19 protein-coding genes, 1 pseudogene and 1 other annotated feature are annotated in these 21,096 nt (G+C 38.5%); of the genes and pseudogenes, 10 read left to right on the forward strand and 10 right to left on the reverse strand.

Annotation, left to right across the window (positions count from 1 at the left end; all coding sequences use genetic code 11):
* Positions 1-445: 445 nt before the first annotated feature.
* The 5 genes from C6344_RS16575 to guaA all read left to right on the forward strand — a co-directional run bounded on the left by C6344_RS16575 (position 446) and on the right by guaA (position 7,536).
* Positions 446-1,345 carry a cation diffusion facilitator family transporter gene (locus C6344_RS16575; RefSeq protein ID WP_060595662.1) on the forward strand — a complete coding sequence of 300 codons (900 nt, stop codon included), beginning with the start codon at positions 446-448 and terminating at the stop codon, positions 1,343-1,345.
* Positions 1,346-1,447: 102 nt separating this feature from the next.
* Positions 1,448-2,410, forward strand: a complete 963-nt coding sequence (locus tag C6344_RS16580; RefSeq protein WP_060595663.1) for an AAA family ATPase — start codon at positions 1,448-1,450, stop codon at positions 2,408-2,410.
* Positions 2,407-3,597 (forward strand): DUF58 domain-containing protein, encoded by a 1,191-nt coding sequence (locus C6344_RS16585; RefSeq protein WP_060595664.1) that lies wholly within the window; start codon positions 2,407-2,409, stop codon positions 3,595-3,597. Before C6344_RS16580 ends, C6344_RS16585 begins: the two co-directional genes overlap by 4 nt.
* A 9-nt stretch (positions 3,598-3,606) precedes the next feature.
* A complete protein-coding gene (locus tag C6344_RS16590) occupies positions 3,607-5,808 on the forward strand; it encodes a DUF4129 domain-containing transglutaminase family protein (RefSeq protein WP_066031245.1) in 2,202 nt (733 codons plus the stop codon).
* Positions 5,809-5,994: 186 nt separating this feature from the next.
* The gene (gene guaA, locus C6344_RS16595; RefSeq protein ID WP_106073102.1) at positions 5,995-7,536 is read left to right on the forward strand and encodes a glutamine-hydrolyzing GMP synthase; all 1,542 of its coding nucleotides are present in this window, start codon (positions 5,995-5,997) and stop codon (positions 7,534-7,536) included.
* Positions 7,537-7,624: 88 nt separating this feature from the next.
* Here the strand turns inward: guaA and C6344_RS16600 are convergent, their stop codons facing one another.
* The 4 genes from C6344_RS16600 to C6344_RS16615 form a co-directional block, all read right to left on the reverse strand.
* A complete protein-coding gene (locus C6344_RS16600) occupies positions 7,625-8,101 on the reverse strand; it encodes a YbaK/EbsC family protein (RefSeq protein WP_106073103.1) in 477 nt (158 codons plus the stop codon).
* 164 nt (positions 8,102-8,265) lie between these two features.
* Positions 8,266-9,321: a helix-turn-helix domain-containing protein gene (locus C6344_RS16605; RefSeq protein WP_106073104.1), complete on the reverse strand. Its 1,056-nt coding sequence runs from the start codon at positions 9,319-9,321 to the stop codon at positions 8,266-8,268.
* Positions 9,322-10,983 carry a 2-isopropylmalate synthase gene (locus C6344_RS16610; protein ID WP_106073105.1) on the reverse strand — a complete coding sequence of 554 codons (1,662 nt, stop codon included), beginning with the start codon at positions 10,981-10,983 and terminating at the stop codon, positions 9,322-9,324.
* A 56-nt stretch (positions 10,984-11,039) separates the two neighbouring features.
* Positions 11,040-11,304: a binding site (T-box leader), on the reverse strand.
* Between the two features lie 242 nt (positions 11,305-11,546).
* Entirely contained in the window at positions 11,547-12,434 is an 888-nt protein-coding gene (locus tag C6344_RS16615) for a helix-turn-helix domain-containing protein (protein WP_106073106.1), read from the reverse strand.
* A gap of 246 nt (positions 12,435-12,680) precedes the next feature.
* On the opposite strand from C6344_RS16615, the gene C6344_RS16620 reads away from it, so the two are divergent.
* The 4 genes and pseudogenes from C6344_RS16620 to C6344_RS16645 all read left to right on the forward strand — a co-directional run.
* Positions 12,681-13,556: an AraC family transcriptional regulator gene (locus tag C6344_RS16620; protein ID WP_106073107.1), complete on the forward strand. Its 876-nt coding sequence runs from the start codon at positions 12,681-12,683 to the stop codon at positions 13,554-13,556.
* Positions 13,557-13,573: 17 nt separating this feature from the next.
* Positions 13,574-14,149 (forward strand): GNAT family N-acetyltransferase, encoded by a 576-nt coding sequence (locus C6344_RS16625; protein WP_066031240.1) that lies wholly within the window; start codon positions 13,574-13,576, stop codon positions 14,147-14,149.
* On the forward strand, positions 14,139-14,318 hold the full coding sequence (locus C6344_RS18905; protein ID WP_066031239.1) for a hypothetical protein: 180 nt from the start codon (positions 14,139-14,141) through the stop codon (positions 14,316-14,318). Before C6344_RS16625 ends, C6344_RS18905 begins: the two co-directional genes overlap by 11 nt.
* A 679-nt stretch (positions 14,319-14,997) precedes the next feature.
* Positions 14,998-15,558: pseudogene (locus C6344_RS16645) on the forward strand (cupin domain-containing protein); the annotation flags it as partial.
* A 458-nt stretch (positions 15,559-16,016) separates the two neighbouring features.
* On the opposite strand, the gene C6344_RS16650 reads toward C6344_RS16645, so the two are convergent.
* The 6 genes from C6344_RS16650 to C6344_RS16675 all read right to left on the reverse strand — a co-directional run bounded on the left by C6344_RS16650 (position 16,017) and on the right by C6344_RS16675 (position 20,126).
* On the reverse strand, positions 16,017-16,934 hold the full coding sequence (locus C6344_RS16650; RefSeq protein ID WP_106073108.1) for a ferritin family protein: 918 nt from the start codon (positions 16,932-16,934) through the stop codon (positions 16,017-16,019).
* 611 nt (positions 16,935-17,545) lie between these two features.
* Positions 17,546-17,839 carry a hypothetical protein gene (locus C6344_RS18910; protein WP_189313042.1) on the reverse strand — a complete coding sequence of 98 codons (294 nt, stop codon included), beginning with the start codon at positions 17,837-17,839 and terminating at the stop codon, positions 17,546-17,548.
* 19 nt (positions 17,840-17,858) lie between these two features.
* Positions 17,859-18,590 carry a CPBP family intramembrane glutamic endopeptidase gene (locus C6344_RS16660; protein ID WP_066031235.1) on the reverse strand — a complete coding sequence of 244 codons (732 nt, stop codon included), beginning with the start codon at positions 18,588-18,590 and terminating at the stop codon, positions 17,859-17,861.
* A gap of 95 nt (positions 18,591-18,685) precedes the next feature.
* Positions 18,686-19,096, reverse strand: a complete 411-nt coding sequence (locus tag C6344_RS16665; RefSeq protein WP_066031234.1) for a hypothetical protein — start codon at positions 19,094-19,096, stop codon at positions 18,686-18,688.
* A gap of 5 nt (positions 19,097-19,101) precedes the next feature.
* A complete protein-coding gene (locus C6344_RS16670) occupies positions 19,102-19,554 on the reverse strand; it encodes a LytTR family DNA-binding domain-containing protein (RefSeq protein ID WP_066031233.1) in 453 nt (150 codons plus the stop codon).
* On the reverse strand, positions 19,551-20,126 hold the full coding sequence (locus C6344_RS16675; RefSeq protein ID WP_106073109.1) for a GNAT family N-acetyltransferase: 576 nt from the start codon (positions 20,124-20,126) through the stop codon (positions 19,551-19,553). The genes C6344_RS16670 and C6344_RS16675 overlap by 4 nt, the downstream gene beginning before the upstream one ends.
* 139 nt (positions 20,127-20,265) lie before the next feature.
* Between C6344_RS16675 and C6344_RS16680 the strand changes: the two genes are divergently transcribed.
* Entirely contained in the window at positions 20,266-20,835 is a 570-nt protein-coding gene (locus tag C6344_RS16680; protein ID WP_106073110.1) for a hypothetical protein, read from the forward strand.
* The last annotated feature ends 261 nt before the right edge of the window (positions 20,836-21,096 follow it).

Here is a 21,096-nt window from a genome sequence, read left to right on the forward strand (position 1 = left end):
TGTTTTTAGAATATTTTAAATTTTATCATACTGAATTGTCATTCAGCATTGGACAGGTTATCAAACTGACATTTCAAACCTCTTAACATGATGTTAAAAAGTATAAAGGATTTGAGAGATTATGTTCCCTCTTTTTCCTCTGTTCATTCTTAAAAATAGCATAAGATAGGATGGGGAGAAGTTGGCTCTCAAAATAAAATTATTCTGACAATTTTCTAGAAAGAGTGATATTGCCAGATGTTCATCACAGAGTGAATTGGAAAAAGGTTGATGGGAGTAGGTCTTGAGGTCAATTGACCTTATAAAAATAAGTTTACTTAGGTCAACACATTTCTATGTATCCTATTTTGCTGACACAAGCGAATCATGTTGCTGTAGACCCACACGGGCTTTGCTTTGTAAGATAAATAATAGAAAAGTGATGTGTGAGGAGGCGCGGTTCGACATGGAGCGCTATAACGAATTAAGACAAGGTGAAACAGGTGCTTGGGTCAGCATCATTGCCTATGTGATCTTATCAGCGGTGAAACTTCTAATTGGGTATGTGTTTCATTCAGAGGCTCTTTCGGCAGATGGATTGAATAATACGACGGATATTATTGCATCCCTTGCTGTGTTGATTGGGCTGCGTATTTCTCAAAAGCCGCCTGATGAAGATCATCCATACGGTCATTTTCGAGCAGAGAATATTGCGTCTCTTGTGGCGTCCTTTATTATGATGCTTGTTGGACTTCAGGTGCTGCTGAGTGCAGGCCGGTCGCTCTTCTCATCTGAGCATCAAACGCCTGATATGATCGCAGCTTGGACGGCAGCAGGAAGTGCTGTGGTGATGTACGGCGTGTATATTTACAACCGCAATCTGTCCAAACGGATCAATAGCCAGGCTCTTCATGCAGCAGCAGCTGATAATAAATCAGATGCGTATGTGAGTATTGGAACATTTGTAGGGATTATCGCCTCTCAATTTCAGCTGGCATGGATTGATACGCTTGCAGCGTTTGTCATTGGCCTCATTATTTGTAAAACGGCGTGGGAGATTTTCAGAGATGCTTCTCATTCGTTAACGGACGGTTTTCATATAAAAGATATGTCCAAATATAAAGAGACCATTGAAGCAACACCTGGAGTGGGCGATTTGAAAGATATTAAGGCACGGTATCTCGGAAGTACGGTCCATGTGGATGTAGTAGTGGAGGTCGAGCCGCACTTGAACATTGCAGAAAGCCATGATATTGCAGATGAGATCGAACGTAGAATGAAGAAGGAACATGATATTTTACACTCTCATGTTCATATGGAGCCAGCAGGTGAGACAAAAGAAGAGAAGAAGTCTTTTCCATCGTGAGAAGGCTTCTTTTTTCTACATGCTGATGTTTTATGCAAATGCGCGTTGTATGGTAAAGTTAGACTATATGAAATTTAACGGAAACGTGATAGGAGGATCAGGATGGCATTTGATGAACCGATGCATTCAGATTTACAAAAAATCGTAGATAACATCAATAAAGTCATGGTTGGGAAAAAAGACATTGCGATATTAAGCCTTGTTGCGATTTTGGCGAAGGGGCATGTGCTGCTAGAGGATGTGCCTGGTGTTGGGAAGACGATGATGGTTCGTGCTTTGGCAAAATCGATTGGCTGTGAGTTTAAGCGAATCCAATTCACTCCTGACCTTTTGCCTTCAGATGTAACAGGTGTGTCGATTTATAATAAAAAGACAAATGAATTTGAATTTAGGCAAGGACCGATTATGGGGCAGATTATTTTGGCTGATGAGATCAACCGGACCTCTCCTAAAACACAGTCGGCATTGCTCGAAGCGATGGAGGAAGGCAGTGTCACAGTGGACGGAGAAACCATGCCGCTTGCGGATCCTTTTTTCGTCATGGCGACGCAGAATCCAGTGGAATATGAAGGGACCTATCCGCTGCCAGAAGCGCAAATGGACCGGTTTTTATTCAAGCTGCAGATGGGATATCCGACCATGCTGGAGGAGCTGGAGGTGCTCAATTTGCAGGAAAAGCAGTCCCCGATTAATACGCTCCAAGCAGTGATGACAAAGGATCATATCCATGCTTTGCAGCAAGCTGTTCAGACCATTCATGTGGATGCATCCATTAAAGAATATATTGTGGAAATCGCTCAAGCGACGCGTCAACATCCATCTGTTTATTTAGGTGTGAGTCCAAGGGGATCGATCGCCCTCATGAAAGCGGCTCAGGCGTATGCACTGTTGAATCAGCGAGATTATGTGATTCCTGATGATGTACAGTATTTGGCGCCATATACATTGCCGCATCGAATGATTTTGACATCAGAAGCGACGTATGAAGGGAAGAAGGCGGAGACACTGCTGCGACAAATGCTTGAGCAAATTGGCGTGCCAGTTCAAAAGTCGATGACTCAATGAAGTCACGTCATCGTTTCGCTGTTTCATTATGGTTACGGGTAATGATGCTCATCATCCTCACTGCGGCAGTCTTTTGTTATGCCATGTTTCAGGGGGGGTTTGTGAGTTGGTTCCTTTTTTATGCATTTTTACCATATACTTTGTATGCTTTGCTGTTTGCGCTCATTCCGCTGCGAGCGACAGCCAAAAGGACATTACAGCAAACCCGCTTGAAGGCGGGAGACGTGCTGTCCGTTGACCTTGAAATCAAGCGGACAAATCCATTTCCATACGTTTACGTCTTGATTGAGGATGATCCGCCGGACACCTTTCATTTACAGGAACAAATTGAAATGAAGCAAATGCTGTTTCCATGGTTTCGGAAAACGTGGCGTTTTTCCTTTCAATTGAATGATGTCAAGCGCGGGGAACATCATTTGTCAGCGGTTCGAATCAAAACGGGTGATATGTTTGGTTTTGTGGAGAAAGAAGTGATCATTCCGTTAGAAAAAAAGCTGCTGGTCTATCCGAAAATGCTGGATCTTCAGGTGGAGTCAGCTGAGTCAGCGAATGAAAATGGAGGCAAAGCGGTTCACTCGTGGTTCAATGAACCGACCCATGTGACAACAGGCGTGCGGGAATACCAGCAAGGAGACCGTTTTGCTTGGGTGGACTGGAAGACGACGGCTAGAAGGGATCAGCTGATGACGAAGGAATTTGAACAGAATCAAACAAAGGATCTTGTCGTGTTTGCTGATTTTACAGATGAAGCGGTTTTTGAGACCGTCGTGTCTATTACAGCTTCTGTTCTCCAAACGGCAGTGAAAAAAGGGGTGCCTTCAGGTTTTGTACCTCTAGGAGATCAGCGTGCCTTTCGAGTGGATCAAGGAGAACTTCATTTACAGGACATGCTCTATTATTTAACAAGGGTGCAGCATCAACCTTCTCGCGCACAAGAATATAAGGCGTTAGCAGCGAGTGAGTACCAGCACTCTGGAAAATATGTCGTCACGGGTCAGCTGCAAGAAGAGCTTGCTGCGAGCCTGCTTGGAAATCGAAACAGAAAGAACATCACTGTTCTTTTAGTGAAGAGAGCCTTGGATCGATTCACGCCAAAAGAAAAACAGCTTGTAGACCGGCTCAAGGCATCTGGAATACGCACGACCCTTTTATTTGAAGACCGGCTGCACGAAAGAACTGTGAGGTGACAAACATTTATGCTGCATACGCATCAGCGGCAAAGCCGTTTTGAGTTGTTCATCTATTATGCTGTAGCATTTCTGCTGCTTTGGGAGTGGCTTCGTCCGCTTCAAGATTTTACAGAGACGAGTCATACGTCTTATTTCATCATTTTTATAGGGCTTACGTGTTTGTTTACATTCTTTCGTTTGAAGTGGTATGTGACGTTTCCTATTTGTACTGGCATGATCTTGCTCGCCTTATATTTGATCTTTTATCAAGCAGAGCCAAGCTATCCGGCTGCATTATTTGCTGATATCAAAGATAATATCACCTTCATGAGCACAGGCATGTGGAGTGACATGTACCCCTCTTTCCGCACATTATTGTTTTATATTTTGCTGTGGCTGCTTGTCTACTTGCTTCATTATTGGGTGGTCTATCAGCAGCGTATCTTTTTCTTTTTACTCATGACGATTGTGTATGTCACGATTCTGGATACGTTTACGCCATATGATGCTGCCTTTGCGATCGTTCGCATTATGGTGTTTGGTTTTTGTTTGCTTGGGTTGCTGTATTTCGATCGACTGCGTTCGGCTGAAGGCATCCGGGTGTCACAGAAGGCGCGTCTAAAATGGTTTTTGCCCATGCTGGCGCTCGTTCTTCTATCAGCGGCACTCGGCGCTTCTTTGCCAAAGTCTGATCCGAAATGGCCTGATCCTGTCCCGTTTTTTAAGGCGGTGACGAATCAAGATAACGCAGCCGGGCAGAATAAGGTGGGATATAGTGCAGATGATTCAGCGCTTGGCGGACCGTTTAGTGAGGACCGCACACCGGTCTTTAAATGGAGCGGAAAGGAGCCGTCTTACTTTCGTGTCGAAACAAAAAGCATCTACACAGGAAAGGGCTGGGAGGATGCCTCAAATGATACAAAGCCTACTCGGCTAAAGGACGATGATGTGCCAAATCGTTGGTTTACCGAGCGTGTGAAAACAGAGGTGCATGAAACGAGAGTCGATATGGAAACGGACTATCGATTTAATCATGCTGTCTATCCGATTGGGACGATCACACTGATGCCAATGGAAAATATTCCGCTGCAAATGATGGGGAAAACGGAAAAAATTGTCCCATCCAGTCAAAATCCGCCGAAAAATTTAGGGAACTACCAAGTCACCTTCTTGTCTCCTACATTTATCCTTGAGGATTTGCAGAGGATTAAAGTGCCAACAAAGAAGCAGGTAAATCAGGAGGTTGGCCGTGAATACTTGCAGCTTCCTTCCTCATTGCCAGAGCGTGTGAAGACACTGGCAAACAGCTTAACGGAAACGAAGGATAATATGTATGATAAAGCCAAAGCGATCGAGGATTATTTAGGATCTGCGAAGTTTTCATATGAAACGCAAAATGTCGCTGTGCCTGGTCGTAATGAAGATTATGTAGACCAATTTTTATTTGATACGATGATCGGCTACTGTGATAATTTTTCATCCTCTATGATTGTGATGCTTCGTTCGATCGGGATTCCGGCAAGATGGGTGAAAGGATATACGTCAGGTCAGTTATATGAAACACAGATGGATGGAAACAATGTGTATGAAGTGACCAATAACAATGCGCATTCATGGGTAGAGGTTTATTTTCCAAACAGAGGCTGGGTCACCTTCGAACCGACAAAAGGATTTACGAACCCAGAGACATTTACGAATGAAGCCGTTTCAAGCGATCAAACGGATGATCAAAAGGAAGAAGATCAGCCTAGCTCTGATGCACGCGAAGAGCAGCCGGCAGAACAGCCGCAGCAGCAGGAGACAGAGCAGCCGGCAGAACCAAAGAAACAAACAGCACAAGCAAAGCCAAGTATGGTGCATGTTGGTTCAATCTTGGGATTTGCGGCAGGATTTATGGTCCTTCTAGGGTTGATGAGCTGGTTGCTTTATCGATTCAGAGCAAGATGGCTGCCATTCTTTATTGTGAGAAAGGTGAAACGTCTGCCAGAGGAGGAAGCATTCTTCTATGCGTATGCTGCTTTATTAAAGCAGCTGAAGCGCAGGGGAATTGAGAAAAAACCTGGCATGACGCTAAGAGAATTCGCTTCATTGATCGATGACAAGCATGGAGATCATCGCATGTCTGAGCTGACGCAGCTCTATGAGCGGGCACTCTATCGACGAGAGGATGCGTCGGTGCTTTGGCGGCAATCGGCAAAGTTATGGGAAAATTTAATAAACAGGAGATAGTCTTGACCCCGTACCTTCCTGTTGTTAGAATAGGTGAATATTAAAACCTTCTAAAATACATGAAATTGAAGCGTTCGGATGTGAGTCTGGGCGCTTCAAAAGCGTGATTCACACTGAGAGCAGGTTTTCTCCTCTCATTTTTTCTGTGCGTTTATAAAAAACTATATTGGACATAGAGGTGACACCATGACAAATTTAGTAAATGAAATGATTTTGGTTCTAGATTTCGGCAGTCAGTACAATCAGCTGATCACACGCCGTATTCGTGAATTTGGTGTGTACAGTGAGCTTCATCCGCACACTTTAACTGCTGAAGAAATTAAAGAAATGGCGCCTAAAGGAATCATCCTTTCTGGCGGACCAAACAGTGTTTATGATGAAGGATCTTTCCGCTGTGATGAAAAGATTTTTGATCTAGACATTCCGGTTCTAGGCATTTGCTACGGCATGCAGCTCATGACTCACTATTTAGGCGGGAAAGTAGAAGCGGCAAGCCAGCGTGAATATGGAAAAGCAGATATCCACATTAATGGAACGCCTGCTTTATTCAAAGATCTTCCGACTGATCAAGTCGTTTGGATGAGCCATGGTGACCTCGTTTTTGAAGTACCAGAAGGCTTTACAGTTGATGCAACAAGTGCACATTGTCCAAACTCAGCGATGAGCTTAGCTGAGAAGAATTTCTATGGTGTTCAGTTCCACCCAGAGGTTCGTCACTCTGAGTACGGAAATGACCTATTGAAAAACTTTGTCTTTGGCGTGTGTGACTGCGATGGCAAATGGTCAATGGAGAACTTCATTGAAATCGAAATGCAGAAAATCCGTGAAACAGTAGGCGACAAACAAGTATTGTGCGCATTAAGCGGCGGTGTGGATTCATCTGTTGTGGCGGTATTGATCCACAAAGCCATCGGCGATCAGCTGACATGTATTTTCGTTGACCACGGTCTTCTTCGCAAAGGCGAAGCAGAAGGGGTTATGAAGACATTTAGCGAAGGTTTCAACATGAACGTGATTAAAGTAGATGCGAAAGATCGTTTCTTAAATAAGCTAAAAGGTGTATCTGATCCTGAGCAAAAACGTAAAATCATCGGTAACGAATTCATCTATGTATTCGATGATGAATCGGACAAGCTAAAAGGAATCGACTACTTAGCACAAGGAACGCTTTACACAGATATCATTGAGAGCGGAACAGCAACGGCACAAACAATCAAATCTCACCACAACGTAGGCGGTCTTCCAGAAGACATGCAGTTCGAATTGATTGAGCCTTTGAATACACTATTCAAGGATGAAGTCCGTGCCCTAGGTTCAGAGCTGGGCATTCCTGACGACATCGTCTGGAGACAGCCATTCCCAGGTCCAGGACTAGGTATCCGTGTACTAGGTGAAATTTCTGAAGAAAAACTAGAAATCGTCCGTGAATCGGATGCGATTCTACGCGAAGAAATTGCCAACTTCGGTCTTGAGCGCGATATCTGGCAATACTTCACGGTTCTCCCAGACATCCGCAGCGTAGGTGTCATGGGTGACGCAAGAACATATGACTACACAATCGGCATCCGTGCTGTTACATCTATTGATGGTATGACGAGTGATTGGGCAAGAATCCCTTGGGACGTGCTTGAAAAGATCTCAACTCGTATCGTGAATGAAGTGAAGCATATTAACCGTGTGGTGTATGATATTACGAGTAAGCCGCCTGCTACGATTGAGTGGGAATAGTTATAATAGAGCTAGAAACCTTTGTGTATCAAGGGTTTTTAGCTCTTTTTTATTTTTAACTGCACTTTTTCCTTCCATTTTAATGTGTTCATTCATCATTCCATCTCTTACACACATCAATCCATTGTGAATAACCGGAGTATTTTTCTAATTGTTTTATTGTTAGTTCAATAGCGCTGTTACTGCTCCCGCAGGCTGGATAGACTGTCTCAAAACGTTTTAGTGAAATATCTAAATAAACAGAAACGCCATTCTTTATAGCAAAAGGACATACTCCGCCAATTTCATGGCCGACCAAGTCAACGACCTCATTAGGAGAAAGCATTTTAGCTTTTGTTTTAAAATATTCCTTGAATTTTTTGTTATCAACTTTTGCATCGCCAGAGGTAACAACTAAAATAGCTTGTCCATTTACTAGAAAGGAGAGTGTTTTTGCGATTCTTTCAGGTTCGCAGCCCAATGCAGAAGCAGCCAAGTCTACGGTTGCACTAGATACTGAAAATTCTTGAATTCGAGTATCCATATCATATTGTTTAAAATAATCTTTTACTTTTTTGATTGACATGATGATTTCTCCTTTTTATTAGTATTGATTTGACATTTTCTCGATTTTAAAATGGTCCTTTTAAGATAAGCGTCATTCATTCTGTTAATTTTTAAGTAATCTTTTTTTTCAAAATAACAAGTACAGTCTCTCCAAATACTAATACAATGGAGTCATTATGATCATTATCTATTATTTAAACGATATTGATGTGGTGTTAGGTGATACTTTCTCTTAAATAAACGAATGAAATGCTCTACATTCTGATAACCAACGGCTGCCGCAATATCATCTATTTGTAAATGGCTACCAGTGATCATTTCGCAGGCTTTTTCCAATCTTATTTCTTGTCGAATCTCACTAAATGATTTGCCAAGCTTACGAGCTATATATTTAGACAGATAAGATTGTGAAAGGTTAAATTCCTCTGCCATCTCCTGAATTGTTATATGCTCACAACATTGCTGAATATATTGGAGCATTTGAATAATACGTATATCACTATATTGTTTGACCTGATTTACGTTTATATGACTTGGTTTGAATCTTAATAAGAGACATAATAATATCTCAAACAAATTATTCATAATCAACTGGTATCCAGGAAACCGATTATAATTTTCTGTAAATAGTTGAAGAGAGCAGTCTAGCAAATTTTTATCCAAGCGACTATGGAAAATAAGAATATTTTTATTTTCTTTTATATACAATGCATTCAAAAAGAACTCTGAAATGACATTATTTCCTTTTAACATTTTAAAAAACACTTTTTGAAAAGTACTTTTACGGATCATGATTTGTATTGCGATTGTATTCTCCATTACAATTGGCTTGTGTATTGTGTCAGGTGGAATAAAGGCAATATCTCCTGATTGTAAAGCCATTTTTTTATCTTCCACTTCTACATACATCTCATTTTCCAGAACATAGATCATCTCAAAGAAATCATGGATAGCCGACAATTGAGGCATAAAACGGCTATACTTTCTCACTTCGATATCATTCTCCTGACCTAACCACATGGTATCCTCTTTTTCAAATTCATTCTGCCCTTTTAGCAAAAATTCTTCTATATATATTTGCTTATGCATGAAATTGTTTTTATCATAATCCTTCAAAAATAATTGCAACGATTGATTGTTATGCTTTTTCTGTTGGTATTGTTGATAAAAGATTTCTTGCTCGTTATATTCTCTTAAATATTGCATCGCTTCATGTTTTTCAAGTTTATCTTTTTCCATCTACATCCAAACCTCTAGTCTATTTACTGCAACCACCAGGGCCTTCACTGTTGCTTCTATAATATCTTTATCAATTCCAGCACCCCAATGCATTTTTCCTTGATATGAAATTCCAATCTGTGCACAGGCTTTTGCTTGAGAATCCTTGCCCAAAGAATTCTGTTCATAGACTTCCAAAACATACTCGAGATGAAAATATGCTTTTAACGCATTACTGATAGCATCTAAACTTCCAGTCCCAGTTCCTTGTATTTCAATTTGTTGATCATCTCTCAGCAGAGTTAAGGTGACTTCCTGCTTCTCTCCTTTATTGAATTGATAATCAAGCAGCTGGAAATGAGGGTGAAAATCAACATACTGCTTTTCAAAAATATGATATATTTCTTCGACAGACAATTCCCTATTTGTCTGATCAGATACTTTCTTCGCTTCATATCCCATGGCTTCATTCATTTTATAAGGAAGTTGAATGCCATAATTTGTTTCTAGTATATAGCCTATGCCACCTTTTCCAGACTGGCTATTGATTCGAATCACATCCGTTTGATAATTCCTCCCCAAGTCAACTGGATCTACTGGGATATACGGAACGTCCCATTTATCAACATGATTTTCCTTTCTATATTTCATACCTTTAGATATAGCATCTTGATGTGACCCAGAGAATGCGGTGAATACCATTTCGCCAGAATATGGCTGTCTCTCATGAACAGTAATTTTGGTTAGTTTTTCATATTTTTTACGAATAGCTTCTAGGTGATTGAAATTCAATTTTGGATCATAACCTTGTGAGTACATATTCATCGCCAAGGTAATCAAGTCTACGTTCCCTGTACGTTCACCGATACCAAATAATGTACCTTCGACTCTTTCTGCGCCAGCTAGCACGCCAAATTCTGCATCACTCACCCCAGAGCCACGGTCATTATGAGGATGAACAGATAATGTCACACTGTCTCGGTAAGACAGATTTTTGTGTATATACTCAATCTGACTTGCAAAGATATGAGGCATTGAATATTCAACTGTTGTCGGAATATTGATGATCGCTTTATGATTTGGTGTCGGTTTCCAAATATCTAAAACACTCTTACAAATATCTAATGCATAATCAACTTCTGTTCCTGGAAAGCTTTCAGGACTATATTGAAAATAAATATCGCTTTCTGTTTTTTCGGCAAGTTCTTTTACTAAAATAGCTCCATCAATTGCAATTTGTTTAATTTCATCTTTTGATTTCTTAAATACTTGTCTGCGCTGCGCTTCTGAAGTCGAATTATATAAATGAACAATAGCTTTCGGTACCCCCTTAATGGCTTCGAAGGTTCGGCGGATAATATGCTCTCTCGCTTGCGTGATCACCATAATCGTGACATCGTCTGGAATCATATGATGATCAATCAGTGTCCGTAATAGCCTAAACTCCGTATCAGAAGCAGCTGGAAATGCGATTTCAATTTCTTTAAAACCGATCTCTACTAGTAATTGGAACATTTCCAATTTTTCTTCTAAGTTCATAGGAATAGGTAATGCTTGATTTCCATCCCGTAAGTCCACACTGCACCATATCGGAGCACTTTCTAATGTTTCGTTCTTCACCCAATCATAAGTAAGGTTCGGTGGCAAAAAGTATTTCTTTTCGTATTTTTTGTGGTTAAACATCATCGATTCCTCCTGTAATTGGAATATAAAAAAAGCCTATCATCTCCAAGATTGAACTTGGAGACGAAAGACTTCTTCTTACGCGGTACCACCCCTGTTTCATGATAACCTTACATTATCATGCCCTTATTCGGATACAGATTGTTATATCTTATATCCTTCCCATATAACGGTGGGGTGCCGACCTTAACTACATCAATACTTTTCATTTCACTAAGGCTACTCTAAGGTGAGTTCCCTACCTTTTTGTTATTGCTTCTCATCAACCAGCAACTTTCTGAAAACATTTCGGCAAGTACTATTCCTTATCATCGCATTCTCATTTTTCTGATTTTTTCTATTATACCAAGTCTACAAAAAAGAGATAGTGATAGGGATATCTTTTTTAATTGATTTTTTTTGTCCTAAGGGTGCTTATCTTCATTTTACTTCTGTTTTAATGTGGTATCCTCCTCACCAAATAAAAATCCAAGGCCACAAATAAAGGTGAGTGAATTCAAAGCGAACAATAAAATTGCACCAATTTTTTTCATGGCAATTAACCTCCTCTTAAATTCAGTCTGTCAGCCTTCAAAATTTAAATTCACTGGTTCATCCTCTAAATGATCCACAGTATTTTGTTCTGTCACTGGCACACTTTCATCTACAATTTTAAAACTAAGTTCGTCCATCCAAATTTGCCCTGGACCTTGTAGTAAAATGCCAAACGCAAGAACTTCACTTTTTACTGGAACATCTAGTACTACACTAAAGTGATTCCATCCGTTTGTTCCTGTAATAGGACGGTTCATCATATTGTCAAATGCAAGAACTTCACCTGAAGAATGGTCGATTCTCATCCATAAACCAGCTGAACCTTTCACATCTTCACTTTTGACAAAAGCAGAAAATTGAAGCCGTTCCCCTCTGTAACGCTCAGATTTAATTTGCTGCATCAATGTTGCGAAACCTCCAGCTTTTTCATCTTTTGCTTTTAAATAAGCGGAGTTAGTCCCACTGTGTACAATTCTGTTATCCAAACCTGTTTCATAGTCAGATGGGGTGTCCCCTGTCATAATCCAGCCAGTAGGTGTGTTCTGATTATCAGCCATAATTGTTTCCTCCTCATCAATCACATTCCTTAATAATTTCCGATAACGTGCGGGTGACATGTCATATATCTTCTTAAAGGCTCTAGTGAAGGATTCCTGTGAACTAAAACGATACTGCAATGCGATGTCAATCGCCCTTTGGTCCGTATGAATTAAATCCTTCGCCGCTTGGGTCATTCGACGTTCCCTAATATAATCAACAACTGACTTCTTCATCACTTTTTTGAACATACGGTGAAAGTGAAACCTAGAATAACCAGCGTGTTTCGCTAGAGTTTGAAGCGGTAAATCATCTTTCAGATGCTGTTCAATATAATTTAATGTTTCTTGAATCATTTTTTCATGTTCTTGATTGGACAACTGAGCACCTCCTTGCTTTACGAGTTTAGTATAGCGGAAATCATCTTTTAGAAACTTGACTTTTTGTGCTATGTTGCAATTTCAAAGAATAGAGGGACAAGCATTTTAAGAAATATATAAGGAAACTTTCTGTTTGAGAAATTTAATGATTATTTGTAAAAGACTATTAAAAAATAAACAATTAGCACAATTGATCAAAAAAAAGATGAGGGAAGTAATAAAATAAAAGATAGAGGGGGAGAAACAATGGATTACTATGAGAGAATACAACATTCGATTGAGTTTATTGAGAAGAATCTGCAAAACAATATAAGTATAAAGGATATTTCCTCGAAATCCTGCTTTTCAGCGTTTCATTTTCAGCGTTTGTTTCAAGCCATTACAGGTTATTCTGTGCAAGAGTATATCAGAAATAGACGGCTCTCTGAAGCTGCTAGATTATTGAAAGAAAAAAAGCAGAACATTTTACACATAGCGATTGCTTTCCAGTATGGTTCTCAAGAAGCATTTACTCGCGCCTTTGTACAATTCTTTGGGGTGACACCAGGTAGGTTTCGAAAAGAGGAAATGGTGTTAAAGCAACAAAGCAAAATGGATTTTTTATCGTACCAATATAAGCTAGACAGTGAACTCAATATGAATAAACCTGTTATGACTCAATTAGGCAAGTTTTATATCATTGGTTACGAATATCAAACAAATCTTCAGAATGAGGAATATTTCACGGACATTCCTTTGTTTTATATGGATTTTGGAAAAAAGAAGTATTATCAACAGATTCCAAAGAAAATAGCACCTCATATGGCTTATGGTGTATCTACTCATTTTCAAGATGATGGCCGTTTTTCGTTTGTTGTAGGGGAAGAAGTGGAGGAATCCGACGATATAGAATTAAATGAGGGATTTGTAAAAATAGTGATTCCTGAGGGGAAATATGCAGAATTTAAAGTGAGTGGATCGCATGAAATGGTGCAAAATACTAGAAGATATATTTATGGTAGCTGGCTTCCAAATTCTAATTATGAAAGAACGAGTGGACCAGATTTTGAAATAACAGATGTCTTACATTCGAATGGCCCAAACGATATCAAAATGAGAATCTATATTCCTATTGAGGAATAAACAAAGGGGATCAAGAGATGAAAATAGAAAGTCTTTTTGGAACTTTTCCTGTATTAGCGTCAAAGAATCTATTGTTAAAAAAGGTGGATGAACACCATTTACCAGAGTTATTTTCAATTTACGACAATGACACAGTCTTTCAGTATTGTGGGATCATTCCCAAACATAACCTCCAAACGGTAAAGAAGATGATCGCTCATTTTGAACGAGATTACACTAAGAAAAGCAGAGTGAAGTGGGGAATCTTTCAAAAGGGCAAGCCTCATACGCTGGTCGGCATCATCGAAACAATGGACCTCAATCAAAAAGTGAATGCGGTGACGATTGGCTATTTCTTGGCAGAAGAACATTGGGGCAAGGGCATCGCAACAGAAGCTGTCTCTACACTTGTGACATTTCTGTTTGAAGAGATTGATATCAATAGAATTCAAGCGGAGGTCATGCCGGCAAATGAGGTATCAAAAAAAGTCCTTTTGAAAAATGGTTTTATCAAAGAAGGACTGCTTAGACAAGCTGTTTTATGGTCTGGCAAAGGAATTGTTGATTTAGAAATATACAGCATGTTGAAAGAGGATTACATGCATGATGAATAAGAAGCTTGATAACATGATGCTGATATGGCGTTTAGGATATCAGCATTTAGTTATGATCTTATTTTTATGTATTTGGGAACTCCTTTTAGAAAATAAAAAAGCGAAGCCTGTGCTCGCTCATTATGGTTTATATCATTTCGTTGGAAAATCGAATTTGTCTATCTTTTAGTTCATCATAAAATGTGAAGTGTTGTAACTTCAATTCTTCACAGACTTTTTTGATGATCCATTTGCCTCGTTCTTCAATCCTGAGATTGACTTTATGTAGATACTCACTTAATTCTTGTTCATTTTGAGGTTTTAATTGATTGTAATTTCCTATGCTATCAAAATGTCCTTCCCAAAATTTACTCACTGTCCATTCTTCATCATTATTCACATCAGGTTGAAGGAAACAGGATGCCTCGAAAAATACCTTCTTCAAAAATACCTACAAACACCATGAAGAAACAAAGTGCAGTAAAGGAAGGTAAGGATAGATCCTAATGCTTGAATATAAAAACGTGAAATCATCACTTTGAATTGAATGATTAAAGGTGAGGAGAAAGCCGTCGTATCAAAGATTTGAACAGTTTGTGTGTGGATAGGGTACTATTCATCCGCAAATGAGACTCTCTTTTATTCACATTATTTGTGAAAAAGGAGAGTCTTTTTTATGACTGAAATTACAGACTTACTAGATGATTTTAAAATGAAAAAGATCAACATCATTAGGATAAGCCGCGAGTCAAGATCGTGGCTTACCTTTTTGTGTTTTCCCATGTTCGGAGCAGGTGCAGTGCATTTAAGTACATTCACCTAACATAGTGCATAGAATAATTTGATAAACTCTGAAGGGATTGAGAAAAATGTATTACTATCCAAATATGTATCCATATCATTATCCTTATTATGTTAATGTACCAATGAATAACTATGGTAGACAGTCTGTTTATTGGAATATGCCCGTTGAGGGACATGCAAACAGTTCTTTTCGTTTTTCCAATAGTGATGCTGCAAGCATTTTATCAAAAGATTATGGAGCAGAACCGTTTGCCGTTAATATCAATGAGGCTACAAAGAAAAACAATACGTATCGTACCGCTTTATGGACAGGAACTCATTTGCAAGTTACCTTAATGAGTCTCAATGCTGGCGAAGATATCGGTTTGGAAATGCACCCTAACGTTGACCAATTCTTACGTGTTGAACAAGGTCAGGGGATTGTTCAAATGGGCAAAAAGAAAGATAAATTAAATTTTAGAAGAAATATCTATGATGATACTGCAATACTGATACCTGCTGGAACATGGCACAACGTAACCAATACAGGTAGTATTCCGCTTAAACTTTATTCAATATATGCTCCTCCTAACCACCCGTTTGGTACTATTCATGTAACAAAGGCAGATGCAGTGGCTGCGGAAGAAGGTGACGGTCACGGCAACAAAAATACAGTTATTTTTGGCAGAACTCCAGATGAATGGATAAAGCACACGGAATTTTTAGTAAATGAAGGGTTAGAGGATGTTAAAAGAGGAATAAATGCTACACACATTCTTCAAGAATTTATTCTAATGGGCGTTCTTGTAGGGAAAGGGTATTCTCCCGAAAATGCTTATGAAACAGTAGAAGAATGGGAACGGACAGGAGAATCTAAACTTCTTCAGCTAAGTAAAAATATGTAGAATTAGAGTAAATGCATATAGTGAGGAGAAAAAACCTTTTGATAAAAGATTTACTTAACCTTTAGGTTCCACTAGTTAACAATACAAAAGGAGTATGATTTCATTAATAATCATACTCCTTTTTCTGTATTTAAAACTAATGAAAAAAAGGATTATATTGGAAAAGTGATTCATGTAAATTGACATCATTACACCTTCATCTAAAAGGCTCCTGCGAGACCTCTTTCAAATGCTGCAAGATGATTCAAAGAGGCGTTACGAAGTTGTGAAAAAACTGTTCTCATATCGTTAGGGATATCAAGTGATAAAAATCTTTCATACATAGAAATATTGTCTATTTCCCCCTGAACACCAGCAGCATATGCTGCCTTAATGTTTTCTGGAGTCGAAACGAATGATTGTGATATATCTAGAGGTAAAGGAACTTGATAACGTTCAAATAGGGGTAACAACGCATTTATATGTCTCATTTCGGCTTCTTTTATTTGTGCAAATGTACGAATATATCCAAAATTTCCTAGAATATTGTCATATCTTGCTTGTGCCAAGTATTCGTCTTGAAGGGCATAAGTCAGCATTTGAGGGACGGACAATGTGGGAGCACTTAACGCTCCTTTAGCACCGTAATTTTCAACTTGCCGATTAGTGTGTGTTACCTTTGAATGTTGAAAAAAAAACAAAAACCATACAGCGTGATTTTGTTCATCTGCTGCTGCACGCCGAAATCTATCTTTAATAGTAACATCCTGTGCCTTATCTGCTATATCTAAATAAAAATCAACCGCTTCTTGTTCATCTTTAAAGGCAAATTCGATTCCTACTCTATACTTATCTGGACATTCCTCACTGATTTTAAAAGTTGGCTGCCTACCTGTTAGATTTCTATAAATTCTGCTGAACTCTTCAAGATGACGCCTTTCATCTTTTTGTATCTCAAGTATTTTGTTTCTTTCATCCTGTGTAGGTGCTTGTTTGGCTAACTTTTCATAACAAGCAACAGCACTATACTCTGCATTAATTGCTTTCTGAATATCATTTACAAGTTGAGTGTCATTTGTTGTACGATTATAGTTATTATCATAAAGACCATAATGATTGAAATTTTGATTTGAATACATGATTGTCCTCCTTCTGTTTAATTGTCAACGTATCTTATGTCTTATACATAGGTAGGTGTGCAAGGTCAATTATCGGAGAAATAGTAAGTTAGAGAAATTGGAGGTTTCTTACCCCTTATGTTTTGGATTGAATCTGGAGCATATTATGAAGTCTACTGTGAAGTTCCGTGTTAATTTGTAGGTAGATACAGAAACCAAGCTCATCCACACAAGCATTCTTTAAATTTCCGATACTTTAAATAAAAATATCTCGATCATTCAGCCAAGCTACTCTTCATCAAAATACGTATCCCACTCACAGTCCTCAATTTTATAAAATTCATTCACTGTCTATTCTTCATCGTTGTTCACATAAGGTTGAAGGTAATATATTTAGACGAATTTTTTTCAACAGCCTAATGGTTGAAAGAGTTCAAATAGTGAATGCATAAATAAATAACGGCCCGAATTCATCCAATGTGATAATACAGTGAAATTCCCAATGCAGTGGGTGGCAGTAGCGAATTTTTCAAACTTATGGTTGATATGAATATCAGAAGTTAGTTTTTTAGAATGATTGAAAGTCGTAATGAACGTATTCATTGTTTCTCCACGGAGCAAGTTGTAACGATCTAAATAAAGCTGTGTTTTGGCTTTGGTTCATAATCAGTACTCCAAAGTAATTGATAAATATAAAAAGAAGGTTCTTTATCACAGTCAGCTTTGCGACCAGCTTTTTTGGTGACATTACAGATTCCAATTTCTTTGAGTTTACGACTTTTATAATCTAATATTAACTCAATAGATGATTTATCTTTTGATATCGGTTCTTTGATATAACTTTGTTTAAAATCCCATTCCCATGGCTTTATTTCAAGTTCTTCGCACTTTTGAAACCATTCTGTTATCCAAGTGTGCTCCTTCATATCTTTCCTCCTGTTCTACTCATTTTTCAGTATGAAGCATTCGATTTTTAATTCTTCTCCACAACATCAGCGCAAGAACCAGCAAAATGACACATTGAATCGAAAGTAAAAGCATCTGCATTGCCATAGGCGTTTGCCCATTTGTGGTTTGATCCACAATATTATGCACCGCGTGCCATATGATGACCCATTGTAGGCTGTGAGTGAGCGTCACAATTTCAGCCGCAACGAAACCAAATAAAAAGGCGAATAGGATTTGTGACACTGTTAAGGTGAGGCTTTTTCCGCTTAGTAGATGAGCAGAATGACCGAGGCCGAATAATATGGCGGAGCCCCAAATGGCAGTGCTTAGATTGATTCGTTTTAAATATTGGAACAGGATGCCTCGAAAAATACCTTCTTCAAAAATACCGACACACACCATGAAGAAGCAAAGCGCCGTAAAGGAAGAAAGGGATAAATCCGTGTTTAATCCAGCAATAAACGGGATGGCCTCAATGAAAAGGATGGGAATGACCCACATACCAAGAGACCCTTTTCGAAAACCTATTTCTTTCAAGTGAAAACGGCTTTTTTGAATAATGAATAGAAGTAAAAGACACCCAGCCAGCATCGCACTGCCATTGATGATATAGATGGTCATTGGATCGGTCACTTCTTTGATGGATATATAAACACCTGCACTTGTTGGAATGATTAAAGAAAACAGCAGTAGAAGCACAGCTTTTCGAATGATTGTGATTGGTTTCATGTTTTGATTCCTCCTCTAATCTCAGAGTAGTGGAATCAAGCAGAAGCCTCAATCAAATGTTCCTAACATGTCAATTTTTAGCCCTAAGATGCATATTAAGATGTTGTTCGTTTTTTTCGCTGCTGTAAAAGCTCATTGATTTCCGCAGCGGTTGCTTTGTCTTTTTTATACAAGAGGTACTTGATCAAAAAGAATAATGCCATAACCACAAGGAAATTCACGATGAACGAAAGGAGACTGATTTCCCCGCTGACGATAATGATAGTTGTCATAATCATACACATCACAAGGACAACATACAGGATTTGTTGAAAAAGAATCCGGTGATGGCTATATGTTTGTTTTGGGTATAGCAGGAAAGTCAGTGCGCTTGAAAAAAAGGAATTTAAAATGATCGCTTGTAAAATGTAAATCGGCATTGATCCAAACGTGAAACAGTAAATCAACACTAACGCCGTAAAGATGATACAAAATGTGATGAAAAGATTGCTGATGTAACGTTCCATACTATTCACTTCCTCCGTAATCCAAGCTTCTCTTTTAATGCTTTAATATAAAAACGAGAAATCATTACTTTTTCTTCATTTGTAAGGATTGCCTCGAAACGGCCACTCGTTTTAGGAGAAATGGTGACAATTGAATCAATATTCAGAATCATCGATTTCGAGATCCTGACATAATCATATGCTTCAAGCCGTTCTTCAAGTTCAAACAACTTTTCTTTTATGAGAAACACCCCATCTGTCGTATATAAAAACGATCTTTTATCAACACTTTCTATATACAAGATGTCGTGATAATAGATCTTTTTCATGCTTTCTTTCTCAGGGTCTTTCGCTAGGAAGAAGGGGACTGATTGCTCCACTTGCTGGATAAGTTTTTCAATCGTCGAATTGAGCTCATAAATGTGAAAAGAAACATACTCTACTTGCGGCTTTTGAATGAAATGAATATCTGTTTTCATTTATTTTGTTCGTAATCCCTCTTCAAAATCGCATACATAAACACATCATCAAACCCATTCTGACCAAGATCATACTCTCTCAATAAACCCTCTCGTACAAAATCAAAGTTCTCCAATAATTGAACAGAAGACGTATTTGCTGGATCAATGATGGCTTCTATTCGATTCAGGTTCATCTCCTGAAACCCATATCGCAACACCGCAGCAATCGCTTCGCTCATGATGCCATTTCTCCAATGATCGTGGTGTAATTCATAGCCAATTTCCGTACGGCGGTGCTGTTTTTCTAGATTGAGAAAGCCACAGCTGCCGATAATAGCAGGATCATCTTTTAAAGAAATGCCCCACCGGATGCCTGTTTGTTCTTTGAAGATATTGTCATACCATTTGATTTCTCCTTTTGTGTCTTCGATGGTTTCATGTGCATCAATGCCCATGTAGCGGCACACGGTTTCATTGGATAAATAGATGTGCATATCCTTAGCGTCTGCGATCGTTGCTTTTTTTAAGATCAATCTTTCGGTATGTATTGTTGGAAATGATTGTGGAAATATCAGCTTATGTCTAGTCATATGTATCTCCTATTGTTTATTTTATTTAAATTATACCTGTATTGGTACAATTTGTGGAATGCTCTGATATAATATGAATTTATTATCGAGGGAATCATTTACATTCGAATTATACAAAAGAAAAAGAGGATAAGAAGGAATGGGCATTTTTTTGATCATGATTTGTATCATGATGATCACCGTATCTTTAGTGATTTATTTATTTAAAAATGGAATCATTCGTTCTAAAGTGTTAGTGATAGTAGGTTCTGTTTTAGGAGGAACCGTACTAGTTGTTTGGATAGCAATGTTTTTTAATTTTCACTCTATCACTTTAACAGATGAATCGATAGGTCATTTTAAGATCGGTCAAACATTCAAGGGAGATCATCATTTTGTGGAGAATTCTCAATTCTCTCATCCTAAACAGACGGTCTATATGGAAAAAGAAAATCAAGATTTTTTAGTATCAGTTGATCAACATCATCGAGTTATATCTATTTACAATCAGTCAAAACAAAAAAATCTTCAAACATCTAAGGGAGTTAAAATTGGAGAAGATTATTCATCTGTGATACAAACATATGGAGATCAATTCAAGAACCTCTGGTTTGTCGAAGGGTATAGCAAAGGTATACAATATCAAGATCAATCAAATGGTCTCATTCTGGAGTTCTTTTTCAATGACAATACACTAGCACTCATTGAACTTCGTAGTAAGCGGAAATAAAAAAGTAGAAAGTAAAAACAAGCATTTCAATTGAAATGCTTGTTTTTATGTTGCTTTTCCATAACATGCCTTACAATAAAAAACCCCTTCATTCCTTTTCTTTTTGGATAGACCAGTTTGACGTACACTTCTTCGTTTCCTTCTATCTTTTTCTGACAGCTAGCACACGTGGGTTCTTCAAATAGAAACAATCGACTTACTCCTTTTGTACATATTTCTTCCATTATATCAAATGTTCTTTGCGGCCCGTTATTCACTTTT

The organism is Bacillus sp. GBSW19 (genome assembly GCF_002998655.1).
Lineage (GTDB): Bacteria > Bacillota > Bacilli > Bacillales > Bacillaceae > Bacillus.

Excerpts from the sequence above, each read along its gene's own strand:
- C6344_RS16620 (WP_106073107.1), top strand. The coding sequence starts at position 12,681 with ATGGATTACTATGAGAGAATACAACATTCGATTGAGTTTATTGAGAAG.
- C6344_RS16585 (WP_060595664.1), top strand. The coding sequence starts at position 2,407 with ATGAAGTCACGTCATCGTTTCGCTGTTTCATTATGGTTACGGGTAATG.
- C6344_RS18910 (WP_189313042.1), bottom strand. The coding sequence starts at position 17,839 with ATGAAGGAGCACACTTGGATAACAGAATGGTTTCAAAAGTGCGAAGAA.
- C6344_RS16675 (WP_106073109.1), bottom strand. The coding sequence starts at position 20,126 with ATGACTAGACATAAGCTGATATTTCCACAATCATTTCCAACAATACAT.
- guaA (WP_106073102.1), top strand. The coding sequence starts at position 5,995 with ATGACAAATTTAGTAAATGAAATGATTTTGGTTCTAGATTTCGGCAGT.
- C6344_RS18905 (WP_066031239.1), top strand. The coding sequence starts at position 14,139 with ATGATGAATAAGAAGCTTGATAACATGATGCTGATATGGCGTTTAGGA.
- C6344_RS16665 (WP_066031234.1), bottom strand. The coding sequence starts at position 19,096 with ATGGAACGTTACATCAGCAATCTTTTCATCACATTTTGTATCATCTTT.
- C6344_RS16580 (WP_060595663.1), top strand. The coding sequence starts at position 1,448 with ATGGCATTTGATGAACCGATGCATTCAGATTTACAAAAAATCGTAGAT.
- C6344_RS16590 (WP_066031245.1), top strand. The coding sequence starts at position 3,607 with ATGCTGCATACGCATCAGCGGCAAAGCCGTTTTGAGTTGTTCATCTAT.
- C6344_RS16670 (WP_066031233.1), bottom strand. The coding sequence starts at position 19,554 with ATGAAAACAGATATTCATTTCATTCAAAAGCCGCAAGTAGAGTATGTT.
- C6344_RS16575 (WP_060595662.1), top strand. The coding sequence starts at position 446 with ATGGAGCGCTATAACGAATTAAGACAAGGTGAAACAGGTGCTTGGGTC.
- C6344_RS16650 (WP_106073108.1), bottom strand. The coding sequence starts at position 16,934 with ATGTATTCAAATCAAAATTTCAATCATTATGGTCTTTATGATAATAAC.
- C6344_RS16600 (WP_106073103.1), bottom strand. The coding sequence starts at position 8,101 with ATGTCAATCAAAAAAGTAAAAGATTATTTTAAACAATATGATATGGAT.
- C6344_RS16680 (WP_106073110.1), top strand. The coding sequence starts at position 20,266 with ATGGGCATTTTTTTGATCATGATTTGTATCATGATGATCACCGTATCT.
- C6344_RS16625 (WP_066031240.1), top strand. The coding sequence starts at position 13,574 with ATGAAAATAGAAAGTCTTTTTGGAACTTTTCCTGTATTAGCGTCAAAG.
- C6344_RS16660 (WP_066031235.1), bottom strand. The coding sequence starts at position 18,590 with ATGAAACCAATCACAATCATTCGAAAAGCTGTGCTTCTACTGCTGTTT.
- C6344_RS16605 (WP_106073104.1), bottom strand. The coding sequence starts at position 9,321 with ATGGAAAAAGATAAACTTGAAAAACATGAAGCGATGCAATATTTAAGA.
- C6344_RS16610 (WP_106073105.1), bottom strand. The coding sequence starts at position 10,983 with ATGTTTAACCACAAAAAATACGAAAAGAAATACTTTTTGCCACCGAAC.